The sequence below is a fragment of the Afipia massiliensis genome (assembly GCF_001006325.2).
Classification (GTDB): Bacteria; Pseudomonadota; Alphaproteobacteria; order Rhizobiales; family Xanthobacteraceae; genus Afipia; species Afipia massiliensis_A.
Window position 1 is genome coordinate 3,908,127 of sequence record NZ_LBIA02000001.1, and the last position, 20,566, is coordinate 3,928,692.

General features: G+C 63.1%; 19 protein-coding genes. 6 read left to right on the forward strand and 13 right to left on the reverse strand.

The genetic code is table 11. The features are described 5' to 3' along the window. Window positions 1-3: 3 nt before the first annotated feature. From YH63_RS18835 to YH63_RS18860, 6 genes are all read right to left on the reverse strand, one after another. Window positions 4-1,218, reverse strand: a complete 1,215-nt coding sequence (locus tag YH63_RS18835) for an NAD(P)/FAD-dependent oxidoreductase (protein ID WP_046829395.1) — start codon at window positions 1,216-1,218, stop codon at window positions 4-6. 9 nt (window positions 1,219-1,227) lie between these two features. Continuing rightward, window positions 1,228-2,019 carry an ABC transporter ATP-binding protein gene (locus tag YH63_RS18840; protein WP_046826288.1) on the reverse strand — a complete coding sequence of 264 codons (792 nt, stop codon included), beginning with the start codon at window positions 2,017-2,019 and terminating at the stop codon, window positions 1,228-1,230. 173 nt (window positions 2,020-2,192) lie between these two features. Further along, window positions 2,193-3,095, reverse strand: a complete 903-nt coding sequence (gene ntrB / locus YH63_RS18845) for a nitrate ABC transporter permease (protein ID WP_046829394.1) — start codon at window positions 3,093-3,095, stop codon at window positions 2,193-2,195. 66 nt (window positions 3,096-3,161) lie between these two features. Continuing rightward, window positions 3,162-4,493 (reverse strand): CmpA/NrtA family ABC transporter substrate-binding protein, encoded by a 1,332-nt coding sequence (locus tag YH63_RS18850; RefSeq protein WP_046826287.1) that lies wholly within the window; start codon window positions 4,491-4,493, stop codon window positions 3,162-3,164. A 369-nt stretch (window positions 4,494-4,862) separates the two neighbouring features. Next, window positions 4,863-6,035: a CmpA/NrtA family ABC transporter substrate-binding protein gene (locus tag YH63_RS18855; RefSeq protein ID WP_046826286.1), complete on the reverse strand. Its 1,173-nt coding sequence runs from the start codon at window positions 6,033-6,035 to the stop codon at window positions 4,863-4,865. Beyond that, window positions 6,032-6,622, reverse strand: coding sequence for an ANTAR domain-containing response regulator (locus YH63_RS18860; RefSeq protein ID WP_046826285.1), 591 nt, complete (start codon window positions 6,620-6,622; stop codon window positions 6,032-6,034). Before YH63_RS18860 ends, YH63_RS18855 begins: the two co-directional genes overlap by 4 nt. Before the next feature lie 113 nt (window positions 6,623-6,735). Between YH63_RS18860 and rimO the strand changes: the two genes are divergently transcribed. After that, window positions 6,736-8,061 carry a 30S ribosomal protein S12 methylthiotransferase RimO gene (rimO, locus tag YH63_RS18865; protein ID WP_046826284.1) on the forward strand — a complete coding sequence of 442 codons (1,326 nt, stop codon included), beginning with the start codon at window positions 6,736-6,738 and terminating at the stop codon, window positions 8,059-8,061. A gap of 240 nt (window positions 8,062-8,301) precedes the next feature. Here rimO and YH63_RS18870 read toward each other — a convergent pair whose 3' ends face one another. From YH63_RS18870 to pcsA, 3 genes are all read right to left on the reverse strand, one after another. Further along, window positions 8,302-9,276 carry a quinone oxidoreductase family protein gene (locus YH63_RS18870; RefSeq protein WP_046826283.1) on the reverse strand — a complete coding sequence of 325 codons (975 nt, stop codon included), beginning with the start codon at window positions 9,274-9,276 and terminating at the stop codon, window positions 8,302-8,304. Window positions 9,277-9,364: 88 nt separating this feature from the next. Further along, the gene (locus YH63_RS18875; RefSeq protein ID WP_046826282.1) at window positions 9,365-10,102 is read right to left on the reverse strand and encodes a TerC family protein; all 738 of its coding nucleotides are present in this window, start codon (window positions 10,100-10,102) and stop codon (window positions 9,365-9,367) included. After that, complete coding sequence (gene pcsA, locus YH63_RS18880) at window positions 10,099-10,836, reverse strand: phosphatidylcholine synthase (protein WP_046826281.1); 738 nt, start codon at window positions 10,834-10,836, stop codon at window positions 10,099-10,101. The genes YH63_RS18875 and pcsA overlap by 4 nt, the downstream gene beginning before the upstream one ends. A gap of 157 nt (window positions 10,837-10,993) precedes the next feature. On the opposite strand from pcsA, the gene YH63_RS18885 reads away from it, so the two are divergent. Beyond that, window positions 10,994-12,190, forward strand: a complete 1,197-nt coding sequence (locus tag YH63_RS18885; RefSeq protein ID WP_046826280.1) for a UbiH/UbiF family hydroxylase — start codon at window positions 10,994-10,996, stop codon at window positions 12,188-12,190. 231 nt (window positions 12,191-12,421) lie between these two features. On the opposite strand, the gene YH63_RS18890 is transcribed toward YH63_RS18885, so the two are convergent. Together YH63_RS18890 and YH63_RS18895 are read right to left on the reverse strand one after the other, a co-directional pair. Beyond that, window positions 12,422-12,643, reverse strand: a complete 222-nt coding sequence (locus YH63_RS18890) for a hypothetical protein (RefSeq protein WP_046826279.1) — start codon at window positions 12,641-12,643, stop codon at window positions 12,422-12,424. Between the two features lie 52 nt (window positions 12,644-12,695). Next, a complete protein-coding gene (locus tag YH63_RS18895) occupies window positions 12,696-13,649 on the reverse strand; it encodes an AEC family transporter (RefSeq protein ID WP_046826278.1) in 954 nt (317 codons plus the stop codon). A 124-nt stretch (window positions 13,650-13,773) separates the two neighbouring features. Here YH63_RS18895 and hspQ point away from each other — a divergent pair, with 124 nt between their 5' ends. Further along, on the forward strand, window positions 13,774-14,106 hold the full coding sequence (gene hspQ, locus YH63_RS18900; protein WP_019197079.1) for a heat shock protein HspQ: 333 nt from the start codon (window positions 13,774-13,776) through the stop codon (window positions 14,104-14,106). A gap of 186 nt (window positions 14,107-14,292) precedes the next feature. On the opposite strand, the gene YH63_RS18905 is transcribed toward hspQ, so the two are convergent. Beyond that, window positions 14,293-14,490 carry a hypothetical protein gene (locus YH63_RS18905; RefSeq protein WP_046826277.1) on the reverse strand — a complete coding sequence of 66 codons (198 nt, stop codon included), beginning with the start codon at window positions 14,488-14,490 and terminating at the stop codon, window positions 14,293-14,295. 130 nt (window positions 14,491-14,620) lie between these two features. Next, a complete protein-coding gene (locus YH63_RS18910; protein WP_046826276.1) occupies window positions 14,621-15,412 on the reverse strand; it encodes an invasion associated locus B family protein in 792 nt (263 codons plus the stop codon). Between the two features lie 394 nt (window positions 15,413-15,806). On the opposite strand from YH63_RS18910, the gene YH63_RS18915 reads away from it, so the two are divergent. The 3 genes from YH63_RS18915 to YH63_RS18925 all read left to right on the forward strand — a co-directional run bounded on the left by YH63_RS18915 (window position 15,807) and on the right by YH63_RS18925 (window position 20,565). Then, complete coding sequence (locus YH63_RS18915; RefSeq protein ID WP_046826275.1) at window positions 15,807-17,534, forward strand: extracellular solute-binding protein; 1,728 nt, start codon at window positions 15,807-15,809, stop codon at window positions 17,532-17,534. Between the two features lie 16 nt (window positions 17,535-17,550). After that, window positions 17,551-19,074, forward strand: a complete 1,524-nt coding sequence (locus tag YH63_RS18920; protein WP_046829393.1) for a class I adenylate-forming enzyme family protein — start codon at window positions 17,551-17,553, stop codon at window positions 19,072-19,074. 246 nt (window positions 19,075-19,320) lie between these two features. Then, window positions 19,321-20,565, forward strand: coding sequence for a hypothetical protein (locus tag YH63_RS18925; protein WP_046826274.1), 1,245 nt, complete (start codon window positions 19,321-19,323; stop codon window positions 20,563-20,565). Window position 20,566 lies beyond the last annotated feature (1 nt).

The following is a 20,566-nucleotide window of genomic DNA, read 5'->3' on the forward strand; positions in this document are numbered from 1 at the left end:
GTCTCATGCGGCCTTCGGTTGTGCGAGCGCGCGGCCAAACATCATGTCGCCGCGGATCGCTTCGATGGACGCCGTTGTCCTGATCAGTTCGAGGTACCAGAGCGCGTCCTGCGTATCGCCGACCAGGACCGCTCCCGTGAGGCGGCCGTCGGCCACCACAAGTTTCTTGTAGGTGCCACGCCGTTCGTCATTGAACACAAGCGTGTCGGTGTCGGTTTCACCGAGAAAATCGCCAGCCGAAAACACGCTGACGCCCGAGACTTTGAGGTTGGTGGAAACAACGCTGCCGGTGTACTGCGCCGAACGCCCCGCAAGGTGATCGGCCAGCACGCGGGCCTGCTCATAGGCGGGCTCGACAAGCCCGTAACACGTTCCGCGATGTTCGGCGCATTCGCCGAGCGCGAACACGTCGGCATGGCCGGTCCGTAACTGGTCATCGACGACGATGCCGCGATTGACCGGCACGCCGGCCTCTTTCGCCAGTGTGACGTTCGGCCGGATACCCGCGGCGAAGACCACGGCGTCGGCAGCAATCGTCCGCCCATCCGAAAGCTCGATGCCCTGCGTCGTATCCTCGCCGATGATCTGCTTGGTGTTGGCGCCAAGCAGAACTTCGATGCCCTTGCTCTCGACCAGCCGCTTCAGCAGCGCCGCCGCCGGCGCATCGAGCTGCCGCTCCATCAGGCGGTCCATCAGATGCAGCAGCGTCACCCTGGAGCCGGCCTTGGCGAGGCCATAGGCCGCTTCAAGGCCGAGCAATCCGCCGCCGACCACCACGACACGCTTCTTCTCACGCGCAAGCTTGAGCAGAAGATCGACGTCGCGGCTGTCCCGGAACGTATGGACGCCCGGCAGGTCCGCGCCGGGCACATTCAGCCGGATCGCCGTCGAGCCGGTCGCGATGACCACTTTCGAGAACGGAACCGCCGCGCCGTTCGCGAGGTGAACCGTGCGCGCGTTCAGGTCGATCGAATTGGCGGCGCAGCCATAGGTCAGCGTCACGCCGCGGTCGCGCCACCAGGATGCCGACCGCAACTCGATGTCCTGCGACGTGGTCTCGCCCGCCAGCACCGACGACAACAGCACCCGATTGTAGGCGAGCCTCGGTTCGTCGCCGATCACGGCGATGGCGTAGCGGCCGAGCGCGCGCTTCGCCATCTCATCGACGAAGCGAGCGGCGGCCATTCCGTTACCGATGATGACAAGAGGTTCGCTCATGCCGCGCTCCTAAGCCGCCTCGACGAACCGATGACGCTCATAAAGGAACTCAAGCACGCGCTGACGGCACTTGAGGTAGATCGGGTTGGCGGCAAGTTCGAGCCGCTTGCGCGGATGCGGCAGCGGCACTTCGAGCACCTCGCCGATCCGTGCGCTCGGACCGTTGGTCATCATCACGATGCGGTTCGAGAGCAGCACGGCTTCGTCAACGTCGTGCGTGATCATCATCACAGTGTTGTTGAGCTTCTGGTGCAGCGCCATCACCGAGTCCTGGAGATGGGCGCGGGTCAGCGCATCGAGCGCGCCGAACGGCTCATCGAGCAGCAGTACTTTCGGCTCCATCGCCAGCGCGCGGGCGATGCCGACGCGCTGCTTCATGCCGCCCGAGATTTCCGAAGGGCGCTTGTCCTTCGCGTGAGTCATCTGCACGAGGTTGAGGTTGTGCATCACCCACTCGTCGCGCTCGGCGCGGCTCTTGGTCTTGCTGAACACCTTGTCGACGCCGAGACGGACGTTGTCATAGACCGTCAGCCACGGCAGCAGGCTGTGGTTCTGGAACACCACGGCGCGATCCGGCCCCGGCGAATTCACCTCGCGGTCCTCGAGCAGCACGCCGCCCTGCGTGGCATTCGTCAGCCCGGCGACGATGTTGAGCAGCGTGGACTTGCCGCAGCCGGAGTGGCCGATGATCGAAACGTAGTCGCCCTTCTCCACGATCAGGTTGATGTCCTTGAGGACCTCGCTCTGCGTCGAGCCGCGGGTGAAGACCTTATCGACGTGGTCAATCTTGAGATAAGCCATTGTCATTCTCCGCTAGTGTCCCGTATCCGACGTTCGCTTCACTCCGCAGCGCCTTCCGAGCGAACGTCGGATACGAAAGGACACTAGCAAGTTATAATTCTAGTGATCCTTTGGTTCTGACATTCGTAAAAGTGCCTGCGCAAGATTGTGATACGAATGTCAGAACAGGATCACTAGCTTGCCTGCGCGCCGCGCGTTGCGATGTTCGCAACGAAGGCCACGATGCGGTCGAGTACAAATCCGACGACGCCGATGTAGGCGAGCGCCACGAAGATGTCGGACAGCCGCGATGAATTCCACGCGTCCCAGATGAAGAAGCCGATGCCGACGCCGCCCGTGAGCATTTCAGCGGCGACGATGGCGAGCCACGACAGGCCGATGCCGATGCGAAGACCTGTGAAGATGTACGGCGCGGCCGACGGGATCATGATCTTCCAGAAGAACTCGAGTTGGTTCAGCCGGACCACGGCGGCGACGTTGCGGTAATCCTGCGGAATGTTGCGGATGCCGACGGCGGTGTTGATGATGATCGGCCAGATCGAGGTGATGAAGATCACGAAGATCGCCGAGGGATTGCTGTCGCGGAACGCCGCCAGCGAAATCGGCAGCCAGGCCAGCGGCGGCACGGTGCGCATCACCTGAAAGATCGGATCGAGACCGCGCATCGCCCAGATCGACTGGCCGATGATCGCGCCGACAAGCACGCCTACGACGCTCGCAAGGCCGAAGCCGACGGCGACGCGCTGCAACGAGGTCATGACGCGCCAGCCGAGACCGATGTCCTGCGGTCCATTGACGAAAAACGGATCTACGATCAGATCCTTGGCGTCGGCCCAGATCCGCGACGGCGACGGCAGCGTCGCGCCCGGCTTCATGCAGAGGATCTGCCAGATGCCGAAGATCAGCACGAGCATGATGAACGGCGGAATGACGCGCGCCGCCAGCGCCCGCAAATTGGGAGACAGCGTATCCGTCACAAAGTTGCGGGATGATTTCGGCAGCGAAACCACGGCGGCGGTCGCCGCCGGTGCCGCTGCGGCGGCTGAAACTGTGCTGGTGGTTTTGGCGAGCGGCATGTTCATGAGATTGCCTCGGTTCTGTTAGGTGCGAGGCCGCCCCTGCGTGGGGCGGCCCGCAGGATCTCAGGCTTCGATACGCTTGATCGACAAACTCTTGAGGTACGCCGACGGATTTTCGGGATCGAAGACCTTGCCGTCGAAGAAGGTTTCCTTGCCGCGCGACGTGCTGGCCGGAATGTCGGCCGCGGCAACGCCGAGCGCCTTCGCCGCCGATTTCCAGATGTCCTCGCGGTTGACCTTGTCGACCAGCGCCTTGACGTCCGTCGTCGGCTCGAACTTGCCCCAGCGGATGTCTTCGGTGACGAACCATGCGTCATGGCTCTTGAACGGGTAGGACGCATGGTCCTGCCAGAACTTCATGAACTGCTTGGTGCCCTTCTCGACGCGGCCGTTGCCGTAGTTAATGTCGCCGTTGGCGCGGCCGATGATGTCGGCGACCGGCACGTTGAACCACTGACGGCGTCCGACGATCTCGGACATCTCGGCGCGGTTCGCGGGCTTGTCGCACCACTGCTGCGCTTCCATCACGGCCATCAGGATGGCTTGCGTCGCCTTGGGATATTTGTCGGCATATTCGGCGCGGATACCGAGCGCCTTCTCCGGATGCTTCGCCCAGATTTCGCCGGTCGAGCACGCCGAGAAGCCGATCCCCTGATTGACGAGTTGTTCGCCCCACGGCTCGCCGACGCAGAACGCGTCCATGTTGCCGACCTTCATGTTAGCCACCATCTGCGGCGGCGGAACGACGATGGTCGAGACGTCCTTGTCGGGGTCGATGCCGCCGGCTGCCAGCCAGTAGCGAATCCAGAGGTCATGCGTGCCGCCCGGGAAGGTCATCGCGACCTTCACTTCCTTGCCTTCAGCCCTCTTCTTGGCGAATGCTTCCTTCAGTGCGGACGCATCCGCCGTGACCTTGAGATTCTTGTAGTCGTTGGAAACCGAGATGGCCTGCGCATCGAGATTGAGGCGCGACAGGATGTACATCGGCGTCGGCACGTTGTTCTGCGTCACCTTGCCGGCCGAGATCAGGTAAGGCATCGGCGTCAGGATGTGCGCGCCATCGATGCCGTTCTTCTCGCCGCCTAGCACGAGGTTGTCGCGCGTCGCGCCCCACGAGGCCTGCTTGTTGACCTCGACGTCCGGCACGCCGTGCTTGGCAAACAGCCCCTTCTCTTTCGCGATCACCAGCGGCGACGCATCCATCAGAGCGATGTACCCGAAGATTGCCTTGGTCACTTCCGGTCCGGCGGTCTGCGCGAACGCACCACCGGGGAAATTCAGCCGCGCGGCGGCCAGCAGGGCCGCTGTTCCAGCACCCGCCTTGAGCAATGCGCGGCGGCTCATCTTGCGGTTGATCGTCATTTCCCCTTTGCCCTCTTTGGTGGTCCTGGTCATCGTGTCTGGTGTCCTTTCGACGGTGTCGTTGTCCGGTTGCCGTTGTCAGTCGCCGTTCTCAGTCGCTTGGCTCAGTTCCCCGTCGTCCAAACAAAAAGCCGCCCCCGAGGTGCGCGGGATGCGTGCTCCTCGAGACAGCGGCGGTGCTGCTTGGTCCATCGGTGGACCCGTAGGCCTTCGTCGCGGCCTGCAGCTAACTATTCAAGGATCGTGCCAGTCGCGTGCAGCGCAGCAAATCCATGTTTTTCAGGGGTTTGAGGCGATGCCTTAATATGAAGCAGGCCGCCGGTGCGGCCTCTCCAAATGGCAAATGCCCACATTTTGCGCGGCGCACAAAAATTGGGCAGACGTAATTCGCAGGTATCGTGGTCAGGAAAAACGGCGTCCGATCGTCACGGATCCGAGGTGCGCGGCGATGTCATTGGCATCGAACCGCGCGCCGTCGAAGGCCCCCACGCCATCCGTCACGGCGTGCGCAGACCCGGCCGATGCGCCGAGGGCGGCGTCATACAAATCGGGCCGGAACACCTTCTTGGCCCGCTCCAGAGCTTCCGGCGAATAGGCAACCTGCCCCCATCGGACCATCTGGGCATAAAGCCATGCCGCCTGCACGGGATCGGGCCGGGCCGCCCCTTCGCGTCCGACCAGCAGATAGCGCTCGCTTTGCCGCATCGTACCGTCCGGGGAGATTTTCATGCGGCCGTCGAGCGTCCGCCGGATCACCTCGGGATTGACGTCGATCCGGTCCGGCATTGCGAGAATGCGCGCGACCTCCTCCCGGTTGTCCGGGCTCTCGATGAAATTCGCGGCCTGACCATGGGCGCGGGTGAGCCTTGCGAGAACGTCCGGGTTCTCCAGCGCCCACTTCTCGCGGACCGCCAGCACCTTTTCCGCTGCTCTCTCCAGAATGTCCGACACGAAATGCAGGATGTGCCCGACGCCGAGATCGACCGCGACCGAATTCCACGGTGCGCCGACGCAGAAGGCATCGACATGGCCGCTGGCGAGACTGTCCACCATGAAAGGCGGCGGCAGCACCACCAGCCGCACATCCTCATCCGGATCGACGCCGCCGGCCGCCATCCAGAACCGGAGTTGATAGTTGTGGGTTGAGAACGGAAACGTCATGCCGAAGGTCAGCGGTTCGCCGCCGGCCTTGCGACGGGCCGTAACCACGCGCGCCAGCGCCTTCGCGGTCACCATCGGATCGAGCGGATCGCCGTCCGCCTCGCCCATGATCGCCGCATACAGCGCAGGCGATACCGTGATCGCATTGCCGTTCAGGCCGAGATTAAAGGGCGCAACGATTGGCACCTTGACCTGCGACAGGCCGAGCGTCGATGCGATGGCAACCGGCGCCAGCAGATGCGCGGCATCGAACAGGCCGATATTGAGCTTGTCGCGGACGTTCGACCACGACACCTCGCGCACCAGCGTCACGTCGAGGCCTTCAGCGGCGGTGAAGCCCTTGTCGACGGCGACAATCAGCGCTGCGGCATCGACAAGCGGAATGAAACCGATCGTGAGCGGTCTACTGGTCATTTCAACATCTCCGCCGCGGTGATGATCGATTGGGCGATTTCGCCGATCTTCTTTTTCTCGCGCATGGCGGTCGAGCGGATCAGCACGTAGGCCTCCTCCTCGGAGAGGCCCTTCAGCTTCATCAGCACGCCCTTGGCGCGATCGAGAATCTTGCGGTCCTCGAGCGCCGATTTGGTGCGGTCCAGTTCGTCCTGCAACTTGGCGAAGGCGTTGAAGCGCGAAATGCACAGATCGAGGATCGGCTTGATCCGCTCCTTCTTCAGGCCATCGACGATATAGGCCGACACCCCCGCCTCGACCGACTGCTGGATCGATGCGGCGTCGCTCTGGTCCACGAACATGGCGATCGGCCGCCGCACGGCACGACTGACCTGGAACATCTGTTCCAGAACGTCGCGGCTGGGGTTTTCGAGGTCGATCAGGATGACGTCAGGATCGAGCGCATAGATTCGCGCCAGGAGATTGTGCATCTCCGGAATGTGCTCGACACTGGTAAAGCCCGCGTCCCGCAACCCTTCCTTCAGGATTGCCGCGCGGATCGGGCTTTCGTCGACAATGACGATCTTAAACGACGAATCCGCAGCCATTCACACCCACATTCCGGCAAAACAACCCTAGCACGCGTCAGCGATTGGCTTAAAGCCTTGTATTTATAGGTAATCAGGGATAGCTCCTGCGTTCTCCCAGCAGGTCGGAAGCAATGGAACAGGGCGTCGCCCCAAAAGTCAGTTTTGTGTCGCTTGGATGCCCCAAGGCCTTGGTGGATTCCGAGCGGATCATCACGCGCCTGCGCGCTGAAGGCTACGAGCTCGCGCGCAAGCATGACGGCGCGGATCTGGTGATCGTCAACACCTGCGGGTTCCTCGACAGCGCCAAGCAGGAATCGCTTGGCGCCATCGGCGAGGCCATGGCCGAAAACGGCAAGGTCATCGTCACCGGCTGCATGGGCGCCGAGCCCGAGCAGATCGAAAAAGCCTATCCGAACGTGCTTTCGATCACCGGACCGCAGCAGTATGAGAGCGTGCTCGATGCCGTGCATCGCGCGCTGCCGCCGCTGCACAATCCGCATCTCGATCTGGTGCCGCCGCAGGGCATCAAGTTGACGCCGCGCCACTACGCGTATTTGAAAATTTCCGAAGGCTGCAACAACCGCTGCACCTTCTGCATCATCCCGAAGCTGCGCGGCGATCTGGTTTCGCGCCCGGCCAAGGATGTGCTGCTCGAAGCCGAGAAGCTGGTCGCCGCCGGCGTCAAGGAATTGCTGGTGGTGTCACAGGACACCTCGGCCTACGGCGTCGACATCAAATACGCGACCAGCATCTGGAAGGACCGCGAGGTCCGCGCGAAATTTTTCGACCTGTCGCGCGAACTCGGCGAACTCGGCGCGTGGGTGCGGCTGCAGTACGTCTATCCCTACCCGCATGTCGATGAAGTCATCAGCCTGATGACCGAGGGCAAGGTGCTGCCCTATCTCGACATCCCGTTCCAGCACGCGTCGCCTGACGTGCTGAAGCAGATGTGCCGCCCGGCCGCGCAGGACAAGACGCTCAATCGCATCAAGAAGTGGCGGGAGGAATGTCCGGACCTCACGCTGCGCTCGACCTTCATCGTCGGCTTTCCGGGTGAGACCGATTCCGATTTCCAGTATCTGCTCGACTGGCTGGACGAAGCGCAGATCGACCGTGTCGGCTGCTTCAAGTATGAACCGGTCGCGGGCGCGACCTCGAACACCATCGAGAACCCGGTGCCTGAAGAGATCAAGACCGCGCGCTGGAACGCATTGATGGCGCGGCAGCAGAAGATTTCCGCGCAGCGCCTCAAGCGCAAGGTCGGCACGCGCCAGCAGGTCATCATCGACGAAGTCGGCCCGACCGTGTCAAAGGGCCGCTCGAAGGCCGACGCGCCGCAGATCGACGGCAATGTCTACGTCTCAAGCCGCCGTCCGCTGAAAGTCGGCGACATCGTCACCGCCAAGATCGACCGCGCGGACCAGTACGACCTCCACGGGACCGTGGCGGGGTTCTAACAATCTATCTGGTCGTCCCGGCAAAGGCCGGGACCCATACTCCCTGCGTTTCATTTATGCAGGGTGGCGCGATCTTTCTAACCGATAGTCTAGGGGTTATGGATCCCGGCCTTTGCCGGGACGACGCAGAGTATGTAGCCACCTTCCCGTCATTGCGAGCGAAGCGAAGCAATCCAGAGCAGCACGCTCAAAGACTGGATTGCTTCGTCGCTACGCTCCTCGCAATGACGAACAGAAACCTTACGGCTTCAGAATTCCCGATCCCGTGGTCATCCGGCTCTCGAGCTCGCGATGCGCTTTCTGAGCATCCTTCAGCGCATAGGCGTGGTTGATCGGCACATGCAGCGTGCCGCTGATGACGGCGGCGAACAGCGTATCGGCGCCTTCCATCAATTCCTTGCGCGTACCCACGTAGTCGTTGAGCTTCGGGCGTGTCGCAAACAGTGAGCCGTGATTGTTCAGCTCCGCGATCGAGAATGGCGGCACCGGCCCCGAGGCATTGCCGAATGAGACGAACAGCCCGCGCTGCTTCAGCGACTTCAGCGATCCCGCGAACGTATCCTTGCCGACGCCGTCATAGACCACATCGCACAACTCGCCGCGGCTGATCTGCTTCACGCGCTCCGCAAAATCCTCCTGCTTGTAGAGAATGACGTGGTCGCAGCCGTTGGATAGCGCGAGCTTCGCCTTCTCCTCGGTGCCGACGGTACCGATGACGTTCGCGCCCAGAGCCTTCGCCCACTGACACGCGAGCAAACCGATGCCGCCGGCTGCGGCATGGATCAGCACGCGATGGCCCGGCTCGACCTTGAAGGTCTTATGCAGCAGATAATAGACCGTCAGTCCCTTGAGCATCAGCACTGCCGCCTGCTCGTGGGAGATATGATCCGGAAGCTTCACCAGCTTGTCGGCAGGAATGTTGCGCTCGGTCGCGTAGCCGCCGAGATTGAAATAGTAAGCGACACGGTCGCCGGGATGGAAATTGGTCACGCCAGTTCCGACCGACACAACCTCGCCGGACGCCTCATTGCCGACGATGAACGGCAGGCCCGGCGCCTTGTACAGACCGGTGCGATAGTACGTGTCGATGAAGTTCAGACCGATGGCGTGCTGGCGGATGCGGACCTCGCCGGCGCCGGGCGCGGGCACGTCGACATCCTCGTAGATCATCACTTCCGGACCGCCCACTTGGTGGACCCGCACAGCCTTGCTCATGGTTTCTCCCGACCCTTTTTCTCAAGCAATCTCAACCGGGAGCGAAGTCCATCGGCAGCAAATTGTCAACGCGGACCAAAGCCGCGCCTTAACCGGCCGCGCTTTTCGCCCGCTTCTTGCGATTGCGCTTGGCCAGGATGTTGAAAAACTCCACCGCCGCCGAAAAGCAGATCGCGACGTAGATGAAGGCGCGCGGAATGTGGAAGTGGAAACCGTCCGCGACCAGCGCCACGCCGATCAACACCAGGAACGCCAGCGCCAGCATCTTTGTGGTGGGATGTTCCTTCACGAACGCCGCGACGGGTCCCGATGACAGGTACATCACGCCGACCGCGATGACGACCGCGGCGACCATGATTTCGATGTCCTGAACCATGCCGATCGCGGTGATGATGGAGTCGATCGAGAACACGAGGTCGATCACGATGATCTGCATGATCACCCAGAAGAATGCGCTCGGCGACGCCTTGGCGTTGTCCTCCCCGTCCCGCGCCTCGACCTCGGCATGAATCTCATGGGTCGCCTTGGCGATCAGGAACAGGCCGCCGACGATGAGGATGATGTCGCGCCATGACAGCGCGAACTTGGCGATGGTGATGACAGGCTCCGTCAGGCCGATCAGCCAGACCAGAATGCTCAGCAGAGCGATCCGGAAGATCAGCGCCAGCGCAAGACCGATCTTGCGGGCACGTTCCGCCTGCGCGGGCGGAATGCGCGACACGATCACCGACAGGAAGATCACGTTGTCGATGCCCAGCACGACTTCGAGCGCCGTCAGTGTTAGCAGCGCGACCCAGGCTTCCGGACTTGTCAGTAATTCCATCATGCGCGTTTCCCGCCTATCAATCGGATCAGGACGTCACTCAGAAGAATGTACACGCCGATGGCGCAGAGCCCGACAGTGACCCACACCGGCGCCTCGAAATTGGTGGCAACCGCGATCATGGCCAGGATCGCCCAGACCACCAGCAGCGCGATGTTCAGCATACGGAACCGTGTGGTGCGCAGCGGATGCATCACATGGAACGGCACGAAGGTGAGAACGACGAGAACGGCAAGCGCGATGCTCCCGACCGCAGCCGGCGGCTTCAGCAGAAACAGATAGAACGCAGCTCCGTTCCACAGCGCCGGAAAACCGCGAAAATGATTGTCGTCGGTTTTCATGCGCCGGTCCGAGAAGTACAGCGCGCCTGAGATGACAATCGCGCCGCCGAGCAGCGGCGTGGCGAGCGGAATCAGCAGACCGCTGGCGGTAATCGCATAGGCCGGCACGAACACGTAGGTGAGGAAGTCGACCACCAGATCGAGCGTGTCGCCGGACCAGTTCGGCAGCACATCACCGACCTTGAGCCGGCGCGCCAGCGGACCGTCGAGAGCGTCGATCAGAAGCGCCAGCCCGAGCCAGCCGAACATCGCTGCCCAGTGTTCCCTCACCGCCTCCAGCATGGCGATCAGCGCAATCGCGCCGCCGAGCGCCGTAAAAATATGAACGCCAAATGCGCGCACGCGCGTCCTGGCGGGAAACGGGGGCTGCTGGTCCTGCGGGCCGGGCTCACTCATATGCAGCCGTCACTAACAGGATTCCCTTGGTTTTGCATATCTGGCTTTGCCGCCATCCATTGTGACGGAGCGCGAACCGGATTTGCCTCAAATGCGGCTCAGAACGACAACCGGAAATCCATTGTGACACCGGAAAATTCCGACCATAGGTATAACCATGACCGAGCCTCGATCCGCATCGCAAAATCATCAAGCCGCCGTGGTGGGCGGCGGGCCCGCCGGGCTCGCCGCCGCCATCGCGCTGGCCCAGGCGGGCGTCGACACCGTCCTGATCGCCCGCCGCTCGCCTTATGCCGACAACCGGACCACGGCCCTGCTCGGCGGCTCGGTGGACTTCCTCCAATCGCTCGATATCTGGCAGCGCTGCAGCGCCGACGCAGCCGCGCTGCGCACCATGCGGCTGGTGGACGATACCCGCCGCCTGATCCGTTCGCCGGAGGTGAAGTTTTCGTCGGACGAGATCGGCATGGAAGCGTTCGGCTACAACATCGAGAACCGCCTCCTGATGGTCGCGATGGAAGCGCGCGCCGCCGAACTGCAGAACCTCGCGCGCGTCGACGATGAAGCGGAGTCGATTGTCACGGGCGAGTCGTCGGTGACGATCACCACGAAGCAAGGCCAGCCGCTCTCGGCCGCCCTCGTGGTTGGCGCGGACGGGCGGCATTCGCTGTGCCGCGAGGCGGCAGGCATCGGCGTCAAGCGCCGCGACCTCGGCCAGTCGGCATTGACATTGAACGTGACGCACACGCGACCGCACGGAAACTGCTCGACCGAGTTTCACACCGAGTCCGGTCCCTGCGTGTTCGTGCCCCTGCCCGGCGAGCGTTCGAGCATCGTTTGGGTGGTGAAACCGGACGAGGCCGCGCGCCTGAAGAGCCTCGACGACGACGCGCTCGCCCTCGCCGCAGAGCGTCAATCGCATTCGATCCTCGGCAAGCTGACCATCGCGCCGGGACGTCATGTGTTCCCGCTGGCGATTGAAAATCCCGACCACCTGGCTGCCAAACGCATCGCGCTGGTCGGTGAAGCCGCGCATGTGCTGCCGCCGATCGGCGCGCAGGGTCTCAACATGGGCCTGCGCGATGCCGCCGATCTCGCGGAGACGGTGCGGGACGCGCTGCTGATGGGCACCGATCCCGGCGACGACGCCGTGCTGCAACGCTATGCGGGCGCACGCCGTGCCGATGTGTTCAGCCGCACCTTCGCGGTGGACATGGCGAACCGTACGCTGCTGAGTGATTTCCTGCCCGCGCAATCGCTCCGCGCCGCCGGCATGCACGTGCTCAACACCATCGGCCCGATCCGCCGCCTCGCGATGCGCGAAGGCTTGTCGCCGTCGTGGCGCGGGCGATAGAATCTGATCCATGTCCTTTGAAGCACAATCCATCCCCGTTCATCCCCGCGAACGCGGGGATCCACATTTTTGAAGGCTGGATTCCCGCTTTCGCGGGAATGAGCGGGTTTCAATTCAGATAAACTGGACTCTCGCTTTGTCATTGCGAGGAGCACTTGCGACGAAGCAATCCAGTCCCTGCTGTTCCCAGACTGGATTGCTTCGCTTCGCTCGGGACCGCGGTTACCGTCTCTACCGAACCGGAACCAGATGAACGCGATCAATCGTTCCGCCGCTGGTGGCGAAGCCCTTCATCGCGGCTTCGATCAAGGCATCGACCTTGGCAACATCAAAGGCCGGAGCGGCGGCATTCAGTTCCAGATCGGTTTCGACAACCAGCACCGTCTCCACGCCGTCCTTGTCGATTTCAATCGTCGTCCAGATGCTTTTGGCATTGGGATGATTAATCGTCATCGGAGTGCTCCCTGCGGTTCGCTGGAGCATACCACAACCGTGGGCTGCCTTTTCAGGGAAACACGATCACGCCGGTCTTGATCATCCACATCACGCTCGTCAGCGTCACAACGGACACGAACGTGCCGACCAGCACCAGCGTCGATGCCGGTTCGATCCAGGTGTCGTACTGACGGGCGATCACGAACACGTTGAGCGCGGGCGGTAATGACGCCAGCAGCAGCGCGGTCGCCGCCCAAACCGGCGGAAACGGCCCGAGCAGCAACAGCAGACCGACCACGATCAGCGGGTGCAGGATCAGCTTGACCAGGATGACGCCCGGCACTTCCCATGGCACCCGCTCGAACGGGCGCAGCGCCACGGTGACGCCGAGCGCGAACAGCGCAACGGGTGCTGCGGCGCTTTGCAGAAACTGGAACATGTTGTCCACCGCGACCGGTACCGGCACATGGAAGGCTGCGACCAGTACACCGAAATAGGACGCGACGATCAGCGGGTGCAGCAGGATCTGTTTCGCAACCAGCAGGATCGTCGGCAGTAGCGGACGGCGCTCGCCGTCGGTCAGCACCATCATCAGCGGCGCGATCGTGAACAGGAAGATGGTGTCGAAACAGAAGATCAGCGCGACCGGCGCGGTTGCCTTTGCGCCCAGCGTCGCCAGCGCGAGTCCCGGCCCCATGTAGCCGATATTGCCGTAGCCGCCGCCGAGGCCCGCCATCGCGGATTCGCGGGTCGACAGCTTCGCGATGAACTTCACGCCGAACATCGAGATAAAGAACGCGCTCGCGGTGGCGAGCGTCGTGGCGATCACAAACGGCGGATTGTTCAGCTCCTCGAGCGGCGTCTTTGCAAGTGTTCTAAAGAAGAGCGCGGGCAGCGAGACGTAGAGCAGGAAGAAATTCATCCACTCCAGCCCGGCTTCCGGCAGCCGCTTATATTTGCCGCAGGCATAGCCGATAAAGATCAGCCCGAAATACGGCAAAGCAAGATTCAGAATATCGATCATCGGGATACGCTTATTATGCCGCGCGGCAGCAGAGAACCGACTGCGGCGCAGGGGAGCCCCTCACCCGCCCGATTCATGCCCTAGCCCCTAGCATCGGCCACAATCATGGTCTATTCGACGGAGGATGATAAAAGCGCGCACCGCCAAATTTCAGATCGGCCAGATCGTTCGCCACCGGATTTTTTCCTTCCGTGGCGTGATCTACGATATTGATCCGGAATTCAACAACACCGAGGAATGGTGGTTGTCGATTCCTGAGGAAATGCGGCCCCACAAGGACCAGCCGTTCTATCACCTGCTGGCCGAGAATTCCGAATCCGAATACGTCGCGTACGTTTCGGAACAGAACCTGCTGCCCGATGACTCGGGTGAGCCGATCCGCCACTCGCAGGTCGCCGAAATTTTCGTCAAGGACAAGTCCGGCAGCTACCGCCCGCGCAATCCGTCGCTGAACTGACGGTCGACGCCGCTAAATCTTCGTCATGGCCGGGCTTGTCCCGGCCATCCACGTCTTTGGGCTACGCAAAAAAACAAGACGTGGATGCCCGGCACGAGGCCGGGCATGACGGTGATAGATTGCGTTGAAACGAGAACTCCGGACCGGAGCTTTCACACGCCTTCCGGGTGTCCAAGATGCTCTCATCTAGCGCTTGCGCCCGTCCCGCTCCTTCACCAGCGCTTCAAGCTCCTCGGTCTGTTGCGCGATGCGGTCGGCGTTGCGTTCTTCGTTCTGACCGCCGGACACCGCTGCGGCCTGCTCGATCAGTTGCCGGATGTTGTCCCGCACGATCGCAATGCGGTCTTCGAGTTCAGGAAGCGAGAGCGAACTGTAGTCGCGCATGCCGTGGTCTCCTGTGCGGGCGACGCTGATGCTTACATAGATAAGACCGCCCGTTGATTTATGCTCGCGGCAACGCAAACAAAAAGGGCGCGCATCGCTGCGCGCCCTTTGGGTTTTTGCGGAGACCGCGTTACTTCGCGGCGGGATTGGCGGCCGGCGCCGCGTTTTCCAGCTTCTGGCGGGCTTCCGCCGCGCGCTTCTGAAGCTCTTCCTGCAGTTTCTTCTGCGACTCTTCGAAGACCTTCGGATCGGTCGGCGGGCCGTCATAGGCCTTGGCGAATTCAGCGAGCGGAAGCGCCAGCGTCAGCGGCGCGCCGTTGGCGTTGATCGCCTGCACGACGAGGTTCTGGCCCTTCTTCATCTGGCCGAGCATGTCGGGGGTCACTTCGTAATCCGACATACAGCCGTTGGCGAAGCAGATCACGTAAGGGCTCTGCAGCGGCGCGTTGGCGTCGACGATGATGCGGGTGCCGTGAACAAGCTGCATGCCGAGCGGCAGGGTGACGCGAAGAAGCTTCTTCGGTTCGCCTTCCGGCTCGATGATGACGGCGGCGACAACGGGCTGGCCGGATTCAATGCGGCCGTCCTTGCCGGTGAAGCAGACCTGCTTGGCGTTGGCGTCCTGGCCCTTCATGCAGAACTTGGTCCAGGGCTGATAGATCAACTGAACCTGCTGGTCGGCGGGAGCCTGCTGCGGAGCACCTGCAGCCGGAGCCTGCTGGGCAGCAGCCGGCGCCTTCGGCGCGGCCTTCGGTGCAGGAGCCTTTGGCGCAGCCTTCGGAGCCGGAGCGCCAGGAGCTGGTGCGGGGGTCTGCGCATGCACGCCGGAAATGGTCGCTGCGGCCAAAAAAGCGCCAGCGGTCAGAGCGGCGAACATCCCGCCGCGCGGCGAGGCCTGCGCGGCCAAGACACGGAAATTCATTGTGGAAAACCCTTTCTGGACCTTAACGCCCGCTCCCGCCTGGGTCGCGGATGCCTGTTTGTTCGGCGGCTGTCTCGGAGCCAATTGAGGCGGATACGTGACAGTTCTCGCAGCCTTCCTCGAATAGCCCGCCTTCAATACAACGGCGGACGAAAAGATCAATGCCAACAGTGATATTTGCGGGTCGCAACCCGCAATATCGGGTCTCAACGTGGTAAATTTTGGCGTGAAGTCCGCCGAATCAAACGCCGTACCACACCCGTTGCGCCGCAACGGCAGAACCGTTGCGTGGAAACTTTGTTGCGCGGCTCTGGTCTTGTCCGGCCTCGGAGCATTGCCGGTCGCGGCTCAGCCGTCGCCTGTTCCATCTCCCGTTCATTCTCATGGCATCGCCATGCACGGCGCACCGGCGCTCCCTGCGGGGTTCGCCCATATGCCCTACGTCAATCCCGACGCACCGAAGGGCGGCCGGATCATTTTCGGGCTGCTGGGCACCTTCGATAGCCTCAATCCGTTCATCGTCAGGGGCCTCGCGGTCCAGCACATCCGCGGCTACGTGGTCGAGAGCCTGCTGGCGCGCGGCAATGACGAGCCGTTCACGCTCTACGGCCTGCTGGCGCAAACCGTCGAAACCGACAGCGCGCGGACCTACGTGACGTTCCGGCTCAATCCGCTGGCGAAGTTCTCCGACGGTAAGCCGGTGTTGGCGGAGGACGTGCTGTTTTCATGGCAGTTGATGCGCGACAAGGGCCGGCCCAATCACCGGCTGTACTACGCCAAGGTCGAAAAAGCCGAGGCGCTGGACGACCGCACGGTGCGTTTCGATTTCGGCGGAGCCAATGACCGCGAGCTGCCGCTCATTCTCGGCCTGATGCCGATCTTCCCGAAGCACGCCGTCGATGTCGCGACCTTCGAGGATACCTCCCTCACCGGCCCCATCGGCTCCGGGCCCTACCGGGTCACCGGCGTGCGCGCGGGCCAGAGCGTGACTCTGACGCGCAACCCCGACTACTGGGGCCGCGACCTGCCGGTGAACCGGGGTCAGTGGAACTTCGATGAGGTGCGGCTGGACTACTACCGCGAAGCCAACGGCGCGTTCGAAGCCTTCAAGCGCGGCCTCTACGACTTCCGCGCCGAGAACGAACCGCTGCGCTGGCACGAGGGCTATGACTTCGCCGCCGTGCGCAGCGGCGAGGTGATCCGCGACGAGATCACGCCCGGCACGCCGCAGCCGTCGGAGTATCTGGTGTTCAACACGCGCCGTCCCGTGTTCGCGGACATCCGCGTGCGCCAGGCGCTGACGCTGCTGTTCGATTTCGAATGGATCAACCGCAATTACTTCTTCGACCTGTACGGGCGCTCGGCGGGTTACTTCGCGGGCTCGGACCTGTCGGCCTACACGCGCCCGGCGGATGCGCGCGAAAGAACGCTGCTCGCGCCCTACGCGGCGAGCATCCGTCCCGACATCATGGACGGCAGCTATCGCCTGCCGGTCACCGATGCATCCGGCCGCGACCGCGCCTCGCTGCGCGCCGCGCTCACGCTGCTGGAACAGGCCGGTTACCAGCTTGACGGCTCGGCGCTGCGCCACAAAGCCACCCGGGCGCCGCTGACTTTTGAGATTCTGGTCACCACCCGCGATCAGGAACGCATCGCGCTAGCCTACTCCCGCGACCTCAAGCGCGCGGGAATTACCGCGTCGGTTCGCGCGGTCGATGGCGTGCAGTTCGACCAGCGCAGGCTCTCCTTCGAGTTCGATATGATCCAGAATCGCTGGGATCAGTCGCTGTCGCCGGGCAACGAACAGGCCTTCTACTGGGGCAGCGCCGCCGCCGACAATCAGGGCACGCGCAACTACATGGGCGCGAAGTCCCCGGCCGTCGACGCGATGATCGCCGCACTTCTCGAGGCAAAAGAGCGGACCGACTTTGTTCCCGCCGTGCGTGCGCTCGACCGGGCGCTGATCGCGGGCTTTTACGCAATTCCGATTTATAATGCGCGGCAGCAATGGATCGCGCGCTGGAATCGGATAGAACGGCCTAAGGCTACCGCACTCACCGGCTATCTGCCGGAAACGTGGTGGCACAAGCCGGGCGCCAAGCCGACTTCAGCGAAGCCGTGACCATGTGAGCGAGACCTTGCAGACCGCGCCATCCTCAGCAGCGACATCATCCGGCACCGCGCTGACGCTCGACGATCTGTTTCGCCGCACCGTGTTGCGCCAGCCCGATGCAATCGCGCTGATCGATCCGCCGAACAAGGAGCGCGTCACCGGCAGCGCACCCCGGCAACTGACCTTCGCGCAGACCGATCAGGCCATCTCGGGCATCGCCGCGCGCTTCGTCGAAGCGGGGCTGCCGCCGGGCTCGATCATCGCCGTGCAGATGCCGAACACCATCGAGTTCGTGGTGACGGTGATGGCTGCGCTGCGCGCCGGTCTGGTGGTGGCGCTGCTGCCGCAACTCTGGCGGCAATCGGAATTGACGATTGCGCTCAACCGCGTCGGCGCGCGAGCGATTGCCGGCGTCAGCCGCATCGAGATCGTCGATCACGGCGAGCTGGCACTCCATGCCGCGGCGGAAGCGTTTTCCATCAGGCAGGTTTTCGGGTTCGGTAACGATCTGCCCGAAGGCATGACGCCGCTGGAAATCACCACAAGCGGCATGAACGGCTGGCTGTCGCCCACTTTGCCGGATGCGCGCCGACCGGCGATCATTTCGTTCGACGTCACGCCGGACGGCTTTCGCGCGATCCCGCGCAACCATCTTCAGCTGATCTCGGGCGGCCTCGCGGTTTTCCTTGAAGCCGGACTCCCGCAGGGCGCGCGGCTGCTGTCGTCGATCGCACCCGCCTCGTTCGCGGGTTTTGCGTCCTCCGTGGTGACCTGGCTTCTGAGCGGCGGATCGCTGGCGCTGCATCACCCGGCAGATTTTCAGATTCTCGAACAGCAGATCGTCGATGACCGTCACGACACGCTGATCGTGCCCGGTCCACTGGCGATCCGGCTGGCCGAGAGCGGGACGCTCGCGCGGCCGCAAGTCGCGATCCGGCACGTCATCGGCCTGTGGCGCACGCCGGACCGCGTGACCGGAAGCAACGACTGGCAGGATACCGGCACGACGCTCACCGATATCTATCTGTTCGGCGAGATCGGACTGTTCGGCGCGCGGCGGCTTGAGGACGGCTCCGCCGCACCGATTACGCCGGGCGCATTCGGCGCGCCGCGCGGTGCGGCAAGCTCGAAGACCATCGGTGAGATCATCGTGACGCCGAAAGCCACGCTCGCGCTGCGCGGCGCGATGGTGCCGGTCGCCGCCTATCGCATCTCGTCCGAGGACTCTCTGACGGAAACACCCGTGCTCGATTACGTCGACACCGGTTACGCCGCGCATGTCGATCGCGTCACCGGCGCCATCGGCATCACCGCGCCGCCTGTCGGGATCGTCGGTGTCGGTGGCTATCGTTTCCTGTCGCAGGATCTCGATGCATGGGCGAAGCGACTGACAGCCGGCGCCATGCTGACCGCGTTGCCGGATCAACTGAACGGCTTCCGCCTTGCCGGACGCGCCGGCGACAACAGCCGCGCCCGTGAAGCGCTGGGCGAACTGGGGCTTAATCCGCTAATGGTCGAAGCGTTTCGCGACCGTTCCAGCGGAACCTGAGGAGATACGAATCCGATCCGTGTCTATTGGATCAGATTCCATCCCCGCTCGTCCCCGCGAACGCGGGGACCCAGCGCTGGATTCCCGCTTCCGCGGGAATGAACGGAGAGAACGTGTTTCGATTCAGCGGAACCTGACCCCGTCATTTCATCGATTGCATTGACCTGCCATTAAGAGCCGCGGGTTAAGGTTTCGCGCAGCGCCGACACGTTCGGCAAACCGCGTTTCTCAAGAGTTTGCAGCACCATGTCGCAGCAAGGCCCGATCGTCATTGTCTCAAATCGGGAAGGCCACGCACTTTCGGGCGCGATCACGCAGGTCAAGGCGTTTCCGATGGTGGGTGTCGACTGGTCCGACGCCATGGATGCCGTTGCGCGGCTGCGGCCTGCCGCAATGCTCCTCACCGATCTCGACGGTCATGAGGACATGCTGGCGGATCTCGCGGAACGCACCGCCCGCATCGATCCCTATGTGCCGCTGATCGCCCTCGACCCCGGCACAGTTTTGCCGCGAAATGTTCTTCCTTTCACCCAGGCAAGCCGAACTCCGGAGCGCCTCGTCAGCCGCCTCAACGCCGCGCTGCGCGTCCGTGCGCTGCACGCCACCCTGCTCCGCCGCCTGTCCAACAACCGCGGCACCTCCACACGCATCGCGACGAGCGATCCGATCGATGACGCGACCGTCCTGCTGCTGGGACGCGGAGGCGCGTACCCGGCCCTGTCGGTTGCACTCGGCGAACAGATGGGCGTCGTCGGCGCACTGAGTATCGAAGCCGCCGCCAAGCACCTCAATGCGCGCGAACTTGACGGCATCATCGTCGGCGACGGCTTCACGCCGCGTGTTCTGGATGCCTTCCTGACGGTGCTCTCGGAAGATTCCCGGTTCCGCAATCTTCCCGTCGTGGTGAGAAGCCTGTCCGGGCTGACCGCCGACTACGATCTGCCGAACCTTGAAGTCGCCGACGCCGATCCGCCGATGCTTGCGGCGCATGCCGTTCCGCTGATCAGGCAGCAGGCGTTCGAGTCCCGCATCGGCCGCGCCCTGAAATCCATCGATGTGGGCGGACTGCTCGATCCCCGCACCGGACTGCTGAACGAGGACGCCTTCAGCCGCGACTTCGAGACTGCCGTCACGGAAAGTCAGACCCGCGGCGCGGGATTGTCCGTCGCCCGCATTTCCTTCGCGCAGGGCTCGATCTCCGAGCGGATGCGTCTTGATGCTGCGCGCATTCTCAGCCGCCTGATGCGGCGGATGGATTTCGCGACGCTCGATGAATATGGCGCGATCATTATCGTGTTCGCCGAGGCCGACCTGCGCAATGCACACGCCATCGCGCGGCGGCTCACCAGCGTATTGAAGCACACCATGTTCAGCACCAAGCGCGACCAGCGGCTCGATCCGCAGGTCACGGTCGCGACGCTGATGCCCGGCGATACGGCATCGATGGTGCTCGGGCGGCTGCATGCCGATGGACATCGGGTCGCGTCGTAAG

What these genes read in the sequence shown, in the direction of transcription:
- YH63_RS18835 (WP_046829395.1), bottom strand. Translation starts at nt 1,218, where the DNA reads ATGAGCGAACCTCTTGTCATCATCGGTAACGGAATGGCCGCCGCTCGC.
- YH63_RS18840 (WP_046826288.1), bottom strand. Translation starts at nt 2,019, where the DNA reads ATGGCTTATCTCAAGATTGACCACGTCGATAAGGTCTTCACCCGCGGC.
- ntrB (WP_046829394.1), bottom strand. Translation starts at nt 3,095, where the DNA reads ATGCCGCTCGCCAAAACCACCAGCACAGTTTCAGCCGCCGCAGCGGCA.
- YH63_RS18850 (WP_046826287.1), bottom strand. Translation starts at nt 4,493, where the DNA reads ATGACCAGGACCACCAAAGAGGGCAAAGGGGAAATGACGATCAACCGC.
- YH63_RS18855 (WP_046826286.1), bottom strand. Translation starts at nt 6,035, where the DNA reads ATGACCAGTAGACCGCTCACGATCGGTTTCATTCCGCTTGTCGATGCC.
- YH63_RS18860 (WP_046826285.1), bottom strand. Translation starts at nt 6,622, where the DNA reads ATGGCTGCGGATTCGTCGTTTAAGATCGTCATTGTCGACGAAAGCCCG.
- rimO (WP_046826284.1), top strand. Translation starts at nt 6,736, where the DNA reads ATGGAACAGGGCGTCGCCCCAAAAGTCAGTTTTGTGTCGCTTGGATGC.
- YH63_RS18870 (WP_046826283.1), bottom strand. Translation starts at nt 9,276, where the DNA reads ATGAGCAAGGCTGTGCGGGTCCACCAAGTGGGCGGTCCGGAAGTGATG.
- YH63_RS18875 (WP_046826282.1), bottom strand. Translation starts at nt 10,102, where the DNA reads ATGATGGAATTACTGACAAGTCCGGAAGCCTGGGTCGCGCTGCTAACA.
- pcsA (WP_046826281.1), bottom strand. Translation starts at nt 10,836, where the DNA reads ATGAGTGAGCCCGGCCCGCAGGACCAGCAGCCCCCGTTTCCCGCCAGG.
- YH63_RS18885 (WP_046826280.1), top strand. Translation starts at nt 10,994, where the DNA reads ATGACCGAGCCTCGATCCGCATCGCAAAATCATCAAGCCGCCGTGGTG.
- YH63_RS18890 (WP_046826279.1), bottom strand. Translation starts at nt 12,643, where the DNA reads ATGACGATTAATCATCCCAATGCCAAAAGCATCTGGACGACGATTGAA.
- YH63_RS18895 (WP_046826278.1), bottom strand. Translation starts at nt 13,649, where the DNA reads ATGATCGATATTCTGAATCTTGCTTTGCCGTATTTCGGGCTGATCTTT.
- hspQ (WP_019197079.1), top strand. Translation starts at nt 13,774, where the DNA reads ATGATAAAAGCGCGCACCGCCAAATTTCAGATCGGCCAGATCGTTCGC.
- YH63_RS18905 (WP_046826277.1), bottom strand. Translation starts at nt 14,490, where the DNA reads ATGCGCGACTACAGTTCGCTCTCGCTTCCTGAACTCGAAGACCGCATT.
- YH63_RS18910 (WP_046826276.1), bottom strand. Translation starts at nt 15,412, where the DNA reads ATGAATTTCCGTGTCTTGGCCGCGCAGGCCTCGCCGCGCGGCGGGATG.
- YH63_RS18915 (WP_046826275.1), top strand. Translation starts at nt 15,807, where the DNA reads ATGCACGGCGCACCGGCGCTCCCTGCGGGGTTCGCCCATATGCCCTAC.
- YH63_RS18925 (WP_046826274.1), top strand. Translation starts at nt 19,321, where the DNA reads ATGTCGCAGCAAGGCCCGATCGTCATTGTCTCAAATCGGGAAGGCCAC.